Genomic DNA, 14581 nt, shown 5'->3' with positions numbered 1-14581 from the left:
CAACCTTTGTTAACACTGTTACAGTGTCACCAGCCTTTCGATGAAGATGAAAGCACAATGCTGGAGCAAACTATTCAGTTTGTCAGGAACCATCCCGACTGCTTCGAGCGGCATCTGACCATCGGCCATGTAACCGGTTCGGCCTGGATCGTCAGCCCCGACCGCCGACAGGTGGTTCTTCTCCATCATGCCAAACTAGACCGCTGGTTTCAACCCGGCGGACACGCCGACGGTGATCCGGATCTACTCGGGGTGGCACTGCGGGAAGCCGAGGAGGAAACCGGTCTTCAGAATATAAAAGTGGTCAGCCCGGCCATTTTTGATATCGACATCCATACGATCCCGGCAAGAGTATCGGAGCCTGAACATCTTCACTATGACATCCGGTTTTTACTGGAGGCCACAACAGACCAGCCATTTGTGCAGACAGTAGAAACGAAGGGAGTTCGATGGGTAAATGTAGCTGAAGTTGAGAAATTGACGACTGAAAAATCGATTATTCGCATGAATGCAAAGAAAAAATAGAATAACGAAAAGTATAGTTATTGTTTGTGGTGTTATATTGGCAACGAAAACAACTTTATTGTTTTCCCGGTACAACAAAACCACAGCTCCTATGAAGACGATACGAATGACCTGTCTGGGTCTGCTGGCGATAGCTTTGGCTATTCCGGCAACTTCGCAGGATAAAGTGAAGCGAGACCACACGTATTCAACGGCAAATTACAAGCATCCGAATAAAGTTAAAGCTGCCCGCGAGTGGGAACCCGAGTCGGGGATCACTTTCCGGATTCGGAAACGCCAGCCGCAGAATATCGCCAGTTACCGCGAGCAGCAACGCCGGGGCGGCATCGGAGACCCGGCCATTGCGATTCCGGCGAAACCTTCAATGGCCAACCGAAATTATAAGCAGCAGAATTTGATGGTTAGCCCCCCACCGGCCAACAAACCGGAAGTTGCCAACCGGGCTGAAGCCGACGAAAGCGTTGGGAATTAGAATGAACCTTCCAATCCCAGGCCACCTCCGAAACGGGGTGGCTTTTTCTTTAAACCCTGAGCCTGCTCAAGCGGTTATGCTTTGTGACAAGAGAAATCAATGTAGACGTTGTCTCATTTCTCTTGTCTATTCTCTCATTTCTCCCTTTTATGGACGTTCACTCTCAGGAACCTTTCTGGCTGTTGAAAAACGGCTTGTTACACACGTATCCATCTCTACGCCAACCCATTTCCTGCGATGTACTCATTGTGGGGGGCGGCATCACGGGTTCGCTCATGGCCCATTCCCTCGTTCAGGCGGGTTTCGATACCGTCGTGATCGACAAACGAGATGTCGCAACGGGCAGCACATCGGCCAGCACGGCCATGCTGCAGTATGAAATCGACACGGCTTTGCACGAATTGATTCCGATGATTGGCGAGGAGGGAGCCCTCCGGGCCTACGAATCGTGCCGGGATGCCATCGGTAAAATTGACCAATTGGTGAAGAAACTCAAAAGTCGCTCCGGTTTCAAACCGAAGAAAAGTATCTACCTCGCAGCCATCCCGGACGACGAAGAATTTCTGCGGAAAGAATATGAATCCCGCCGGAAACACGGTTTCAAGGTGGAATGGCTCAACCGGGCCAGCCTGCGGAAACGGTTCGGACTGGCGGCTGTAGCGGCCATTTGTTCGTCGGATGCGGCCGAGATCGACGCCTACCATTTTGCCCATGATCTGCTGCGGGCTTCTGTCGCCAAAGGCTTACGGGTTTTTGATCACGTTGAAATCAAGGCCACGGATTATGAACCCAACGGCGTTCGGGTGTTGACCACCGACCTGGCTCTGATCGAAACCCGAAAAGTGGTGTATTGCACCGGATACGAAGCGCAGGAAATGCTGCCGGAAAAAGTGGTCAAATTGAAAAGCACTTTCGCCGTCGTCAGCGAACCACTGGCTGAACTGCCCCCGGAATTGCGGTCGGTCTTGCTCTGGGATACGCAAAGTCCCTACCTCTATTTGCGGACTACCGACGACAACCGGGTATTGGTCGGCGGGGGAGACGAGCCGTTCAAAAATGCATTATTACGCGATAAACTGATTGACAAAAAACGCGAAATGCTGACCGAAAAAGTGCGGCAATTATACCCGGATCTGCCGTTTATTCCGGATCTGGCGTGGGCGGGCACCTTCGGTGAAACCAAAGATGGGTTGCCTTACATTGGCGAACACCCGGCTTTTCCGCACAGTTATTTTGCGCTCGGTTTTGGCGGCAACGGCATCACGTTCAGTGTGACGGCAGCAGAACTGATCCGGGATGTGTTACAGGGCAAAAAAGCCGACGAATTGCAGTGGTACCGGTTTGGACGTTAACCGTTCAGTGCGCTAATTTTTGCTGATAAAGCCGGAAATTGTCGTCATCGAAGCAAACAAACTGAATTTCCCGGATCGACGTTTCCCGTTGCGCAAGAAAATCCCGTACGGTTTTGATGGCAATCGTGCTGGCCAGCTCTTTCGGGAAACCGTAGATTCCGGTGCTGATGTTGGGAAAAGCGATGGAATGCAAACCGTGTTCCGTCGCAATTTCCAGTGATCGGCGGTAACAACTGGCCAGCAACTCCGGTTCGCGGTTATTGCCACCCTGCCAAACCGGACCTACCGTGTGAATGACGTAGCGGGCTGGCAATCGGTAACCTTTCGTCAGTTTCGCATCGCCGGTTTGGCAACCCTTCAGCGTGCGGCATTCGGCCAGAAGTTCCGGCCCTGCCGCCCGGTGAATGGCCCCATCGACACCTCCCCCGCCCAGCAGGCTCGAGTTGGCGGCATTGACGATGGCATCGACGTTACATTTTGTAATATCACCCTGAATAACTTCCATACCTCAGTACTTCATCAACTTCACGGTTCGTTTGGCACTTTCGCTCGAAAGAGTCAGAAAATACAGGCCGGGGGATAGGCTCAGCGACTGCAAGGAAAAGTTTGCCATCCGGTCGGACGAATACGTATGTTGCCACACCACCTGACCCGCCGAATTGGTTACCATCGCATCAATGGTCTGGTTCAGCGGAATTTCATTCCACTGCACTGTCAGCCGGTCGGCGTTAGTGAACGGATTGGGGTAAATCAGCAGTGAATATTCATTGGCAGCAATAGCCGAAGCCCTTTCAAAGTTGGGAATACCGTACCCTAATTCACTATTGGGTTGGCTAAACTGACTGCCCGACTGGCGCAGGCAGGCAATCACCTGTTGGGCAGTCAACCGTGGATTGGCTTGCCAGAAACCGGTCGCCAAAGCTGCCACGAGCGGAGCGGAGTAGGACGTTCCGCTTCCCGTGGATACAACACCGACTGACGAGCCCAAAACCGTGCCGGATCCCAGGGCGACCAAATCCGGCTTGACGCGACCATCGGCGGAGGGACCAAACGAACTGAACGGTGATTTGACGCCATTCCGGTCGACGGAGCCAATGGCCAGAACCGTTGACACATCGGCGGGGGCGCCGATGTAGCGCCAGGTGTCATTGCCCTCGTTGCCGGCCGAATTAACCACCAGCATACCGGTTTCGGCGGCCCATCGTGCGGCCCGGCTGACGAGCGTCGTTTGGCCGTTTAGATCATTGTAGGTATGACTTTGCGTCGGATCGTCGAAGGTGGTGTAGCCCAGGGAGGAGTTGATGACATCGACCCCGGTACTGTCGGCATACTCGGCCCCGAACAGCCAGTTGGCTTCTTCAACCGGCGTTTCGCTGGCAGCATCCTCGGTTCGGAGCAGGAGGTAGGATGCCTGATAGGCCGGGCCTACCAACTGATTGGCCTGATACCCGGCCATGATCGATAACACATTCAGGCCGTGGGAGTCATCCTCGTAAACGCTGGTTTCTTTCCGGACAAAATCGTAGGTGCCGACGATGCGGTTTTCCCGAAAAAGCGGACTCAGAAATGGCACCTGATTCGCATTCCGAAAACCGGCATCGAGAATGGCGACCAACATGCCTTCGCCGTGGTAGCCCTGCGCGTGCATTTTATCGACGCCAATCTGGATCAATTGTTCGCTCGAAATACCGTAGACGCTCGGATCAGCCTGTTCGAGTTTGTTTTTCTGGGGATTTGACGTTAACTGGGCATACCCAACCCGGGCATTGCCGATGGAACGGTTGCTCTCGACGCCCTGCACAAAGGCCAGCGCCCGAATCGTGGCCAGATTGGCCTCGGTCGTTTCGACCAAAACGGCATTGGCCCAGCGCGAACTGAACCAGATTTTAGCCCCGGTTTGCTGAAGGGCGGAGACGTAAGCCGGATTGACGGGCAAATCTTTTTCCTGGACCGAAATGCCCTGTTTGCTCCGTCGCTGAATCGCTCGTTGAGAAAGGAATTGCTCCGGTCGGCTAATCGAGTAAGGCGTGTTGGCTTTATCCTTCAGCAGGATTAGGTATTTGCGGGTTTGGGCCTGAGCCGACAGTCCGCCGGTGATCAGAATAAGCAGGAAAAGTACGGTTTTTTTCATACGTCTAATCAGGATATAATTTCCATCCCGCCTTTTTTCAGGAAGGACAAGCTGCCACTTACTTTAATTCAATAGAGCCCTCGTACGTTTTGGGTTGCGAATACAGGGAGATTCCCAGCAATTTCCACTGTAAAATCGATACTACCGTATACGCGTATTCCTGGCCCGTTGTTGCATGAACCGAAATTGATACTGGTTTCCAATGGTAGCCAGTAATTGAACCCCACCAGACCGAATTGGCTTCAACAGGTACGGGTTGGTTTGACGATTTTTCAACCCCGTACGAAACCGTCAATTCAATTCGGGAAATCCAGGTTTTAGCAATCGTGGCGTGTGCGAATTTTGAACCGTCTGACACCACACTGTCTTTCGGGACGAAGGTCCACTTTTTTACATCCGGATTTTCACGGATACCCACACTTTTTTTGCCTGAATTAGTGGCAAAAGATAAAAGCCCAAACGTGAAAATAACGGCAGCGTACAGTCCAATTCGTTCTTTTAGTAAGCGAGCGGCCTGAAAACACAGGATAATGAAATAAACGCCTAACGCAATATTCAGTAAAGTCCAAATCAGGTACAACATAGGCTGGGTGGATCACGGCAACAGCTTTTCGGCTATCGACATGTTTGGTTTGACGTACAAAGTTGCACGGTTTTTTAATCTCATCCACGCTCAACTGATTTTTCCTCTTTCTTCTGATTAACCAGACTGAATCCATTTTGTTGAAAAAGTACGGACAATCGGACAACCGCCTGATTCAGAACGGCAAAAGAGATCCTGGTATTGCAAGATATAAATGGTTTCAAGGAAAACAAATCAGCCGAAAACAGGAGGGGAGTTTCCGATTTACCAGCACCATAACCGTTAAATAATCCTTTCTGAACGTATATAGGAACGGTATGCTTTCTTGCGGGTATCCTGAAAATCTAAATCCTGCTTCGTACATGAACGTACTGTTCTGTGGCTTGCTTTTATGCAGCCTCCTCGGTTTTGCCAGAAAACCTGAAATTGCCCCCAAAGCACCCTTCACGGGAATGACGACCATCACCTGGATCGGTTTTGATAAGCAAACCAGCACCTCCCCGGTTCCCGTTGGCGTTACCAACCTTGCGATGCCGTCTCTGGTATATCCGAAGAAAATAGAAGGCCAAAATATTTTCTATCAGGAAGTTGTGCTGGTCAACCCAACGTTCAAGCCTGCCAATCCGATTACCAAACCACCCACGCAGGGAAACTGGTTTGTCCGGCGACAGGTTCTCCGGGTCCAAGACGGAAAAACTGACGTGTTGCAAACGACAAACCTGGCGATCAACAAAAATGCTGCCGCCACCAGTCTGGCTGATTTGCCGATTTCGATCAATGCAACCCACGTCGAATACCGGATCGGGCGAACCGAAAAGGTGATTGGCAAGCTCAAACCCGGCGAAAAAACGCCAAAAATAAGCACGACCGAAGTGTATCCACACGATGCGGTCCGGGTCGCGATTCCCATGTCGGCGATTTTGGCAAACACCTGTTCGGTAAAATTTCAGGTCATCAGACCGATTCCGTGCGAGTTTCAAACCGTCAGGTTCCAGATTCTGGGAAAAAATGGAAACGTGCTGTACGAGACCAGCGAAGTTAAAGGCGCACCGATCAAGATTGCCGATCAGGAAGCCAAGAAAACCGTAGGACCCAATGTGTTATTTGACGCCAGATGGATTGTCAAACGAATCCACAAACCGAATTATCCGGTTAAGGATGGCTACCAGGTGATGTGGGGGCAGTCGGGATCTGATTTTAACGCTGAAGTCGATTCGCGACCTCCAATGGTAACGGGTCTGCAACTCGACGAAACCGTGGGCAAGGAATTTACCATTCCGGTTGAACTCATGCGGGCCTCCACAACCGGCGGTTTTGCGGGGAGTATGCGGGAGTTGTTACTGGAAAATGATGTGACGAAAACAAAATTTCCTGTTAAGACGCAGGCCCCGGCCGCTCCCCGGTCCGATTGCTACATTCAACTGAACTGGTAAGATATAAAAACCGGAAAGCCGCTCCTGATCAGGAATGACTTTCCGGTTTTAAGAAGAGAAATGGCTTAGGCAAACAGGGGAAAGCCACCTCCGCCGTTTCCTGATTGGCGTCGGATTGGCGGAAACTTTTCATGATCCAGCCCCCGCCGATGACGTCGTCGCCTTCGTAAAAAACCGCAGCCTGGCCCGGCGCAATGGCCGAAACGCCCTGCTCGAACAGCACCTTGATTTTGTCACCGTCCTGCGAAATAAGCGCCGGGGTGCCGGGGTCTTTATACCGAACTTTGGTAACGGTTTCGAGCGGTTTTTCGATCGAGGTATATTTTTGGAGATTCAACCGGCTGACCATCATGCCGTCGCGGTACAAATCCTTGTCGATTCCGAGAATGACTTCGTTGGTATCTTTCCGAATGTCGGTAACAAAAACCGGGTAGCCGAAGGCAATGCCCAGCCCTTTCCGTTGGCCGATGGTATAAAACGGATAGCCTTCGTGTTTGCCCACCACTTTCCGGGTGCCGGTTGAGGAGTCTTCGAGAATGAAATTGCCACCGGCCACTTCCTGTTCGAGTCCCGGAACGCGCCGTTTCAGGAAGCCCCGGTAATCGTTATCGGGCACGAAACAGATTTCGTAGGATTCGGACTTGGTGACCAGTTCCGTAAAACCGCGTTCGGTCGCCATCGCGTAGATTTCGGATTTCCGGAGGTGGCCCAACGGTAATTTGGTCCGGCTCAGGCTATCCTGCGAAACGCCCCACAGCACGTAGGACTGGTCTTTCAGGGTGTCGATGCCGCGGGAAATGACAAACCGCCCGTTGGCGGAACTATCGTCGTTGATTTGCCGGATGTTGGCGTAATGGCCGGTGGCAATAGACTCACAATCAAGGCGATCGGCCCGGCGCAGCAGCGCATCCCATTTGATGTGGGTGTTGCAGAGAACACACGGATTGGGCGTGCGGCCTTCCAGGTATTCACCCGTAAAGTGGTCGATGACGGAATCGCCGAATTCGGCCCGGATGTCAAGAATGTAATGCGGAAAGCCGAGGTTGACGGCGATGTTGCGGGCGTCGTTGATGGAATCGAGGCTGCAACAGCCGGTTTCTTTTTTACTGCCGCCGGAAGAGGCATAATCCCATGTTTTCATGGTCATGCCGATGACTTCGTAGCCTTCTTCGTGCAGCAGAACCGCTGCCAGGGAGGAGTCGATGCCGCCACTCATGGCGACCAAAATGCGTCCGTGTTTGCTCATGATGTATCTGACAAGGTTCAAAGCCTTGCGATAACTGGTTTTATTGGTTGACTGCAAAGATACAGCTTAACACGGTTTTATTGAAATCCATTCCACTCATTGGAGACGGCCTTACCCGGTTCAGACCACTTTTGCAGGGATCATGCGCAATGAGGCTGTCGTATTGTGTTCCCAACGGTCAATGAATCTGCATCATTTATCGTCCTTCAGTTTTCTGAACAACAGGGGCATGGTTGCCACGTCGATCACGCCCATATCCACCAACTTTAATGATTTTACCATGTTAAGTGTCGCGGTTTTGTACTTTAGGAAGTGTGCTGTTTTCAAGTGTTGCTCGTAGGCGGTTTTGCTGGCATACATTTCCAAAATCCGTACCGATGTGGGATTTTCTTTCTGGTACATCGGAAAGATGGCAATGACTCCCGGCTCCAATTTCACCGATGCCGCCGATTCTTCGGCCAGGATGGTTTTATACGCTTCCAGAAAAGCCGGATCTATTTCAATTTCTGAAATTCGTACCATCTTTTCCGGTTGCTGCGCTAAAGCAGTTTGGTAGCTAACCAAAAGGTACACAATTGCTAAAAAAGAGATGACTGCCTTTGATGCTTCGGCTCTTAAACCGGTTTTTTCCTTGTTCATGGTATTTTCAGGTCTAGTATACAGATTACGGTTTTATCTACCAATATTCCTGATTGGAGCAGGCCAATTGGTGAAGGGTGAAGAATGAAGTAATTTTAGGTAACTAAACCATTCGTGATATGGACACGCTGCGCCGGTTTGAGACCATCAATGACTACAATGTCTTCAATAAGAATGAAACCCGTCATCCGCTGGTGAGCGTGGTTGACTTGTCTAAGGCCGACCCTCGGCAAGGCTCCCGGATGTTTTTTGGCTTCTACACCATCTTCCTGAAAGATGTCAAATGCGGGGATCTGGTATATGGTCGGCATACATATGATTACCAGGAAGGAACGCTGGTTTTTCTGGCACCGGGACAAGTCGCCGGGGTGAACAGCAATGGCGAAACCTATCAACCCAAAGGCTATGCGCTCGTCTTTCACCCCGATCTCATCCACGGCACCGCCCTGGGAAGGCACATTCAGGAGTATACCTTCTTTGGCTACCAATCCTACGAAGCCCTGCATTTATCGAAACGGGAACGGGAAATTGTGCTGGATTGCTTTTCCAAAATCGACTACGAATTGGAGCATGCCATCGACAAACACAGCAAGCGGTTGATTGTATCCAATATTGAGCTGTTTCTGAACTATTGCGTCCGGTTTTACGAACGCCAGTTCATTACCCGGGACTATGCGCACAAAGGCGTTTTCGAACGGTTTGAGAATCTGTTGAACGCGTATTTTCAGACCGATAAACCCCAGACGATTGGCTTGCCTTCGGTCGCCTATTGTGCCAGTGAATTGAATTTGTCGGCCAACTATTTTGGCGACTTAATCAAAAAAGAAACCGGCAAAACCGCGCAGGAATACATCCAGTCGAAGGTGATCGATGTTGCCAAAGAACGCGTCTTTGACCCTACCAAATCCATTAGTCAAATCGCCTATGAACTAGGCTTCAAATATCCCCAGCACTTCAACCGCTTGTTCAAACAGCGTGTTGGTCAATCACCCAACGAATACCGGATGCTCCATTACAATTGATTGCGGTGTGGTGCTACATCCGCTTATCCATCTCATTCTGAAAGGGTTGGTTGTAAAACCGTTTTCCCTTGTTTTTATACAACGCATTTGCCACGGCACCAAACACCGGTGGGAAGGGCGGTTCGCCCAGGCCGGTCGGGTCGAGGTCATTTTCGACAAAGTGAACGTCAATTGATTTCGGCGCTTCGTTATGGCGAATCAGGCGGTAATTGTGGAAATTGCTTTGCTCGGCGGCCCCGTTTTTATGGGTTAAAGCCCCATAAAACGCATTGCCAATCCCGTCGACCACCGCTCCCTGAACCATGTTCGTGGCGGCATCGGGGTTGATGACGATGCCACAGTCCATCGCACTGAAGACCCGCTCGACATACGGCTGGCCATCCCGGGTAACGATGTCAACCACATGGGCCGCGTAGGAATTATGGCAGAAATAAGCGGCCACGCCCCGGTTGTACTTCTCATTTCCCGGCTTGTTCCAGCCCGACTTGTCCCGTACCAACGTGAGCACGCCCGCATACCGGTCGGGGTCATACTCGTTGTTTTTGCCAACCGGATTTTCCTTGGCACGCTTCAAAAGTTCCAGCCTGAACGCAATGGGGTCTTTGCCCATGACCTCAGCCACTTCGTCCAGAAAGGATTGTTCGGCGGCTGCGTTAAAGTTGGAGCGGGGAGCCCGGAAAGCCCCAATGGTGATATTGGACGGAATCTGCCAGCCTTCGGCCAGGTAGTTCTCCACGGCCCCGGCCGGAAACCGGTTGGCATGGATCGCATGTTCCGGGATGCCGCCCCCTTTCACATGAAACGCAATCAGGTTTTTATTGGCATCCAGAGCCGCGCGATACGTTGCCGTGTACATCGGGCGATAGATGCCGTAGGTCATGTCATCCTCGCGGGTGTAGATGAGCTTAACGGGTGCTTTCGCTTTTTTAGAGATCAGGGCCGCTTCGGTCAGGTAATGGCCATACGCCCGGCGACCAAAGCCCCCACCCATGCGCGTCATCTGGATTTCAATCTTGTCGGCAGGCAGATTTAAGATTTTTGAGAGCGTCGGTTCGATCCAGCCGGGAGCCTGCAAGGGGCCTGCCAATACCGCTTTTTCGTCCGTCACATGGGCAAAGAAATTCATCGGCTCCATGCAGTTATGAGCCAGAAAAGGCGCATTGTAGGTACGTTCGATCACCTGAGCCGCATTCTGGAAAGCCGTTTCGGGGTCGCCGTCTTTTCGTAATTGCTGTGCCGGTTTTTTGGCCTGTTCCTGCATTTTTTCAAGCTGGGTGCTGGTGCTTTCCAACCCGCCCGGAACCACAACCTCCCGTTTTCCACCCCGACCACTCATCGTATCTTTGGTGTCGCCCACCGGTTCCCACTGGGCAAGTAACTTTTTGCGGGCATTCATCACCTCCCAGGTCGTTTTGCCCACCACGACCAGCAAATCGTTAAACGTCCGCGTATCAAAACCGCCCTGCTCAAAACCGTCTTCGTATAATTTCAGGCTGAAAACCTCTTTGATGCCCGGCATTTTGAGGGTTTGCGACGCATCGAACGATTTCAGTTTCATGCCGAAGGCCGGCGGATGCTGAATCATGGCAATCAACATTCCGTCGACTCGATAATCCAATCCGAAGAGCGGCTTGCCGGTTATTATTTTTTGGCCCTCAACATTTTTCTTCGATTTTCTGACGATCGCAAAATCCTTCGGGGCCTTCAGTTTCAGGTCTTTCGGCACCTCCAGGGTAGCGGCTTTGCCAGCCATTTCGCCGTAGTTCGCCGATTTTCCGTTCGCATGACTCAACACCCCCGCTTTGGTGGTCACTTCCTCAACCGGCACGTTCCACGTTTGGGCGGCTGCCTGTCGCAATAGGTGTCGGGCGGCTGCCCCGGCCTCCCGGAGCGGTTTCCAGTACATGCGGATCGAATTACTGCCTCCCGTAAACTGGGGACCTAACTTCGTGTTGTCGTGCGGACCCATTTCAACGACCACGTTTTTCCAGTCCACATCCAACTCCTCGGCGACAATCATGGGCAGCGCCGTCATCACATTCTGCCCGAATTCAGGATTGGGGCACAGGAGTTTGACCACGTTGTCGGCAGTAATCTGAATATAGCCATTGAGCATGGCCCATTGCTCCGGCAGGTTCAGGGCCTGTCGTTTGTCCGCGGCCTTGAAGCTGAATAACCAGCTAACACTGAGCATCATGCCGCCACCCGAAAGCAGGGAAGTTTTTAAGAAAGAACGCCGGTTATGGGTTGTTTTGGTTGTGTTCATGGTCAAGGTCTGGTTTACGTGTGGAGAGCAACGGGATTACTTCTTCGCCGTTGATTTGATGGCTTCTTTGATGCGCAGGTAAGTGCCGCAGCGGCAGATGTTTCCGCTCATATACGCATCGATCTCCTCGTCGGTGGGTTTCGGATTGGTTTTTAGCAGGGAAGCCGCACTCATCATTTGCCCGGCCTGACAGTAACCGCACTGGGCCACGTCGTGTTCCAGCCACGCCTTCTGGACGGGATGGTCTCCTTTGGCCGACAAGCCTTCAATCGTGGTGACGGCCTGTTTACCAATCGCCGAAGCAGGCAGTTGACAGGAGCGAACTGCCGTTCCATCCAAATGCACGGTGCAGGCCCCGCACTGGGCGACACCGCAGCCGTATTTGGTTCCGGGCAAGTCCAGGTGATCGCGTAGTACCCAAAGCAGGGGCGTCGAAGGGTCGACGTTCACCTGCCTGATTTTTCCGTTGATTTTTAGGTTATAGGTGGCCACAGTGAATAGGATTTAGGGATGACAGTAAACGCTTAAGCAGGGATCGTATCCCTGCAAAGGTCTCGTTTATGCTGGAAAAGATCGGTATACAAATTACGGATTTTCCTACCATTTTTACTGATTTGTTGCGGTGGCCTCACAAGCCCGTCGACTTTTCCATCTGTTCGGTGTATCGGTTGCCGACCACCTCAATTTGTGCCGAGGCATCCTCGATCTTTTGCAGTTCCTCCGCCGTGAGCTGAATCGCAGCGGCTCCGTTGTTCTCGGCCAGACGGTGTAATTTCGTCGTACCGGGGATCGGCACAATCCAGGGTTTCTGCGCCAGCACCCAGGCCAGGGCAATCTGGGCGGGTGTGGCCCCGCGTTGATCGGCAAACTGATGCAGCAAATCGAGCAGGGTTTTATTGGCAATCCGGGCTTCTTCGGTGTATCTCGGCAGAATATTCCGAATATCCCCTTCGGCAAATTTGGTGTTTTCATCAATTTTGCCAGCCAGAAACCCCTTTCCCAGTGGGCTGAACGCCACCAGACCGATGCCCAATTCTTCGATGGTTGGAATGATTTCGGTTTCGTGCTGCCGGGTCCAGAGCGAATATTCACTCTGCAGGGCGGTGACCGGCTGAACGACGTGCGCCCGGCGGATCGTCTGCGCCCCGGCTTCCGAGAGGCCGAAATGCGTCACCTTGCCTTCCTGAATCAGTTCTTTTACTGTTCCTGCCACGTCTTCGATGGGGACATTCGGGTCAACCCGGTGTTGGTAAAGCAGGTCAATCACCTCCAGTCGCAGGCGTTTCAGCGAGGCTTCGACTACCCGCCGAATGTTCTCCGGGCGGCTGTTGACGCCATTCATTTTGCCCTCCTCGATGTTGAACCCGAATTTGGTGCCGATAACGACTTCGCCCCGAAACGGTTCCAGGGCCTCTCCGACCAGTTCTTCGTTGGTGAAGGGGCCATAGACTTCGGCGGTGTCGAAGAACGTGACGCCCTGTTCGACAGCCGCCCGAATCAGGGTAATCATCTCCTGCTTGTCCCGGGCTGGGCCATAGCCAAAATTCATGCCCATACAGCCCAGCCCGAGGGCTGACACAGTAAGACCACTTTTTCCCAGTTGGCGTTTTTGCATGATTGTGTTCATAATTCCGTGCTTTAATGACAGGATAAAACTACCGAAACGATCGATTGGTAAACAACGAAATTCAACCATTTCGAAACTTCGTCGGCTGCGTTGGTTCCTTAACTGCCCGGTTAAGTGATTGATTTTGAACAGTCCGCATTCGCAGCGAACGATCTAGTGCTTAATGCTGTGCGTATCGCGTACACTGCTGAATGTCAGGGCTAACAGTTTCCAGGCATTCGCTTGTTTCTTATAGACTTCAGTAACAGTAAACTCCGTTTTTACCTCACTGCCCCGAACCATGGCCACCAGCGTAATGCGGCTCCAGCCAATAGCCGTGTCGTCGAAAAGCTCTACTGCCACATCGTGTACATCCGCTTGCTTGTACCAAATGCTTCCGGTTTTAATGATTTGGAGCTCTTCGTCCTTTTTCCAGGTTCCACTCATGTGGACAAATTTTGACTCATCGTGGAACAGAACAGCCAATTTGTCCACATTCTTGTCGGCCATCCATTGCCACTTTTGCTTCGAGAGGTCAATGATTTCCTGCTCAGCCCTTGTGGTCTTTGTTGTTGGAGAAGTGGCTTGACTGGTTTGGGCGTAGGACGACAGGAGGCCAATGCCGCAGAAAAACAGTCCGAGAATTGATGCTTTCATGCTGGTTTTGATCCGTTTGGAGTTGTTCATTGCGTTCATCGTTTTCGTGATTTAACGGGTAAGTCACCCATTCGTCAATCGAACCTCTTGCATTGCTTGCAAGAGGTTGGTTTTGCAAAGGTCTCTGCATTTCTTCTACCGGATGGTATACAGATTACGGTTTTGTCTACCAATATTCCTGATTAGGAGATATCGATTGGTGAAGGATGAAGAATGCCGTAATTTTAGGTAACGAAACCAATCATGAAACGGACACGCAGCGCCGGTTTGCGACCATCGGTGATTATTATTCATTCAACAACAACGAAACCCGTCATCATACATTCAGTGGAAGGTGATCGCTGTGGCTAAAGAACGCGTCTTTGATCCTGCCAGATCCATTCGTCAAATCGTTTATGAATTAGGCTTCAAGTATCCCCCGCACTTCAACCGCTTGTCTAAACAGCAGGTTGGGCAATCACCCCAAGAATACCGGATGCTCCACTCGGATTAATTTCGGTTTACATAAGTGCCACTGTGATTACCAAATAGAATTTTTAACGCCTGTGAGCCCAAGTCTGCAGGAAGTATTTCAGCGGAAAGAAACCAAATTAGGTGTTTAGCGTTACCAGGTTTAATATTGTAGTAAATTACATTCGAACTGAAAGAA

General features: G+C 51.5%; 15 protein-coding genes. 6 read left to right on the top strand and 9 right to left on the bottom strand.

Features of this window, described 5'->3' with window-relative positions; all coding sequences use genetic code 11:
* Window positions 1–6 precede the first annotated feature (6 nt).
* From ACS5NO_RS19730 to ACS5NO_RS19720, 3 genes are all read left to right on the top strand, one after another.
* Entirely contained in the window at window positions 7–525 is a 519-nt protein-coding gene (locus ACS5NO_RS19730) for an NUDIX hydrolase (RefSeq protein ID WP_439416735.1), read from the top strand.
* Between the two features lie 91 nt (window positions 526–616).
* Window positions 617–997, top strand: coding sequence for a hypothetical protein (locus tag ACS5NO_RS19725; RefSeq protein ID WP_138992146.1), 381 nt, complete (start codon window positions 617–619; stop codon window positions 995–997).
* A 149-nt stretch (window positions 998–1146) separates the two neighbouring features.
* Window positions 1147–2349 (top strand): NAD(P)/FAD-dependent oxidoreductase, encoded by a 1203-nt coding sequence (locus ACS5NO_RS19720; RefSeq protein ID WP_439416734.1) that lies wholly within the window; start codon window positions 1147–1149, stop codon window positions 2347–2349.
* Between the two features lie 4 nt (window positions 2350–2353).
* On the opposite strand, the gene ACS5NO_RS19715 is transcribed toward ACS5NO_RS19720, so the two are convergent.
* From ACS5NO_RS19715 to ACS5NO_RS19705, 3 genes are read right to left on the bottom strand one after another with little or no spacing between them, the layout of a single operon-like run.
* Window positions 2354–2854, bottom strand: a complete 501-nt coding sequence (locus ACS5NO_RS19715) for an O-acetyl-ADP-ribose deacetylase (RefSeq protein ID WP_439416733.1) — start codon at window positions 2852–2854, stop codon at window positions 2354–2356.
* Between the two features lie 3 nt (window positions 2855–2857).
* Window positions 2858–4480: a S8 family serine peptidase gene (locus tag ACS5NO_RS19710; protein WP_439416732.1), complete on the bottom strand. Its 1623-nt coding sequence runs from the start codon at window positions 4478–4480 to the stop codon at window positions 2858–2860.
* A 58-nt stretch (window positions 4481–4538) separates the two neighbouring features.
* The gene (locus tag ACS5NO_RS19705) at window positions 4539–5063 is read right to left on the bottom strand and encodes a hypothetical protein (protein WP_439416731.1); all 525 of its coding nucleotides are present in this window, start codon (window positions 5061–5063) and stop codon (window positions 4539–4541) included.
* A gap of 362 nt (window positions 5064–5425) precedes the next feature.
* Here ACS5NO_RS19705 and ACS5NO_RS19700 point away from each other — a divergent pair, with 362 nt between their 5' ends.
* Window positions 5426–6496: a hypothetical protein gene (locus ACS5NO_RS19700; protein ID WP_439416730.1), complete on the top strand. Its 1071-nt coding sequence runs from the start codon at window positions 5426–5428 to the stop codon at window positions 6494–6496.
* Window positions 6497–6524: 28 nt separating this feature from the next.
* On the opposite strand, the gene mnmA is transcribed toward ACS5NO_RS19700, so the two are convergent.
* Window positions 6525–7742: a tRNA 2-thiouridine(34) synthase MnmA gene (gene mnmA / locus ACS5NO_RS19695; RefSeq protein WP_439416729.1), complete on the bottom strand. Its 1218-nt coding sequence runs from the start codon at window positions 7740–7742 to the stop codon at window positions 6525–6527.
* A 192-nt stretch (window positions 7743–7934) separates the two neighbouring features.
* The gene (locus ACS5NO_RS19690; protein ID WP_439416728.1) at window positions 7935–8381 is read right to left on the bottom strand and encodes a putative quinol monooxygenase; all 447 of its coding nucleotides are present in this window, start codon (window positions 8379–8381) and stop codon (window positions 7935–7937) included.
* A 119-nt stretch (window positions 8382–8500) separates the two neighbouring features.
* Between ACS5NO_RS19690 and ACS5NO_RS19685 the strand changes: the two genes are divergently transcribed.
* The gene (locus ACS5NO_RS19685; RefSeq protein ID WP_439416727.1) at window positions 8501–9403 is read left to right on the top strand and encodes a helix-turn-helix domain-containing protein; all 903 of its coding nucleotides are present in this window, start codon (window positions 8501–8503) and stop codon (window positions 9401–9403) included.
* 13 nt (window positions 9404–9416) lie between these two features.
* Here ACS5NO_RS19685 and ACS5NO_RS19680 read toward each other — a convergent pair whose 3' ends face one another.
* The 4 genes from ACS5NO_RS19680 to ACS5NO_RS19665 all read right to left on the bottom strand — a co-directional run bounded on the left by ACS5NO_RS19680 (window position 9417) and on the right by ACS5NO_RS19665 (window position 13932).
* On the bottom strand, window positions 9417–11669 hold the full coding sequence (locus tag ACS5NO_RS19680; RefSeq protein ID WP_439416726.1) for a xanthine dehydrogenase family protein molybdopterin-binding subunit: 2253 nt from the start codon (window positions 11667–11669) through the stop codon (window positions 9417–9419).
* Between the two features lie 36 nt (window positions 11670–11705).
* Complete coding sequence (locus tag ACS5NO_RS19675) at window positions 11706–12161, bottom strand: (2Fe-2S)-binding protein (protein WP_150880435.1); 456 nt, start codon at window positions 12159–12161, stop codon at window positions 11706–11708.
* A 136-nt stretch (window positions 12162–12297) separates the two neighbouring features.
* A complete protein-coding gene (locus ACS5NO_RS19670; RefSeq protein ID WP_439416725.1) occupies window positions 12298–13284 on the bottom strand; it encodes an aldo/keto reductase in 987 nt (328 codons plus the stop codon).
* A 165-nt stretch (window positions 13285–13449) separates the two neighbouring features.
* On the bottom strand, window positions 13450–13932 hold the full coding sequence (locus ACS5NO_RS19665) for a nuclear transport factor 2 family protein (protein WP_439417004.1): 483 nt from the start codon (window positions 13930–13932) through the stop codon (window positions 13450–13452).
* A 292-nt stretch (window positions 13933–14224) separates the two neighbouring features.
* Here ACS5NO_RS19665 and ACS5NO_RS19660 point away from each other — a divergent pair, with 292 nt between their 5' ends.
* On the top strand, window positions 14225–14425 hold the full coding sequence (locus ACS5NO_RS19660; protein WP_439417003.1) for a helix-turn-helix domain-containing protein: 201 nt from the start codon (window positions 14225–14227) through the stop codon (window positions 14423–14425).
* Window positions 14426–14581 lie beyond the last annotated feature (156 nt).

It is taken from the genome of Larkinella fluvii (genome assembly GCF_051857545.1).
Taxonomy (GTDB): Bacteria; Bacteroidota; Bacteroidia; order Cytophagales; family Spirosomataceae; genus Larkinella.
The sequence above is the reverse complement of the archived record's forward strand: the minus strand, read 5'-3'. Positions and strand labels throughout refer to the sequence as shown.

Coding starts and splice junctions, on each gene's coding strand:
- ACS5NO_RS19685 (WP_439416727.1), top strand. CDS start 8,501: ATGGACACGCTGCGCCGGTTTGAGACCATCAATGACTACAATGTCTTC.
- ACS5NO_RS19700 (WP_439416730.1), top strand. CDS start 5,426: ATGAACGTACTGTTCTGTGGCTTGCTTTTATGCAGCCTCCTCGGTTTT.
- ACS5NO_RS19720 (WP_439416734.1), top strand. CDS start 1,147: ATGGACGTTCACTCTCAGGAACCTTTCTGGCTGTTGAAAAACGGCTTG.
- ACS5NO_RS19725 (WP_138992146.1), top strand. CDS start 617: ATGAAGACGATACGAATGACCTGTCTGGGTCTGCTGGCGATAGCTTTG.
- ACS5NO_RS19710 (WP_439416732.1), bottom strand. CDS start 4,480: ATGAAAAAAACCGTACTTTTCCTGCTTATTCTGATCACCGGCGGACTG.
- mnmA (WP_439416729.1), bottom strand. CDS start 7,742: ATGAGCAAACACGGACGCATTTTGGTCGCCATGAGTGGCGGCATCGAC.
- ACS5NO_RS19670 (WP_439416725.1), bottom strand. CDS start 13,284: ATGCAAAAACGCCAACTGGGAAAAAGTGGTCTTACTGTGTCAGCCCTC.
- ACS5NO_RS19680 (WP_439416726.1), bottom strand. CDS start 11,669: ATGAACACAACCAAAACAACCCATAACCGGCGTTCTTTCTTAAAAACT.
- ACS5NO_RS19715 (WP_439416733.1), bottom strand. CDS start 2,854: ATGGAAGTTATTCAGGGTGATATTACAAAATGTAACGTCGATGCCATC.
- ACS5NO_RS19705 (WP_439416731.1), bottom strand. CDS start 5,063: ATGTTGTACCTGATTTGGACTTTACTGAATATTGCGTTAGGCGTTTAT.
- ACS5NO_RS19690 (WP_439416728.1), bottom strand. CDS start 8,381: ATGAACAAGGAAAAAACCGGTTTAAGAGCCGAAGCATCAAAGGCAGTC.
- ACS5NO_RS19665 (WP_439417004.1), bottom strand. CDS start 13,932: ATGAAAGCATCAATTCTCGGACTGTTTTTCTGCGGCATTGGCCTCCTG.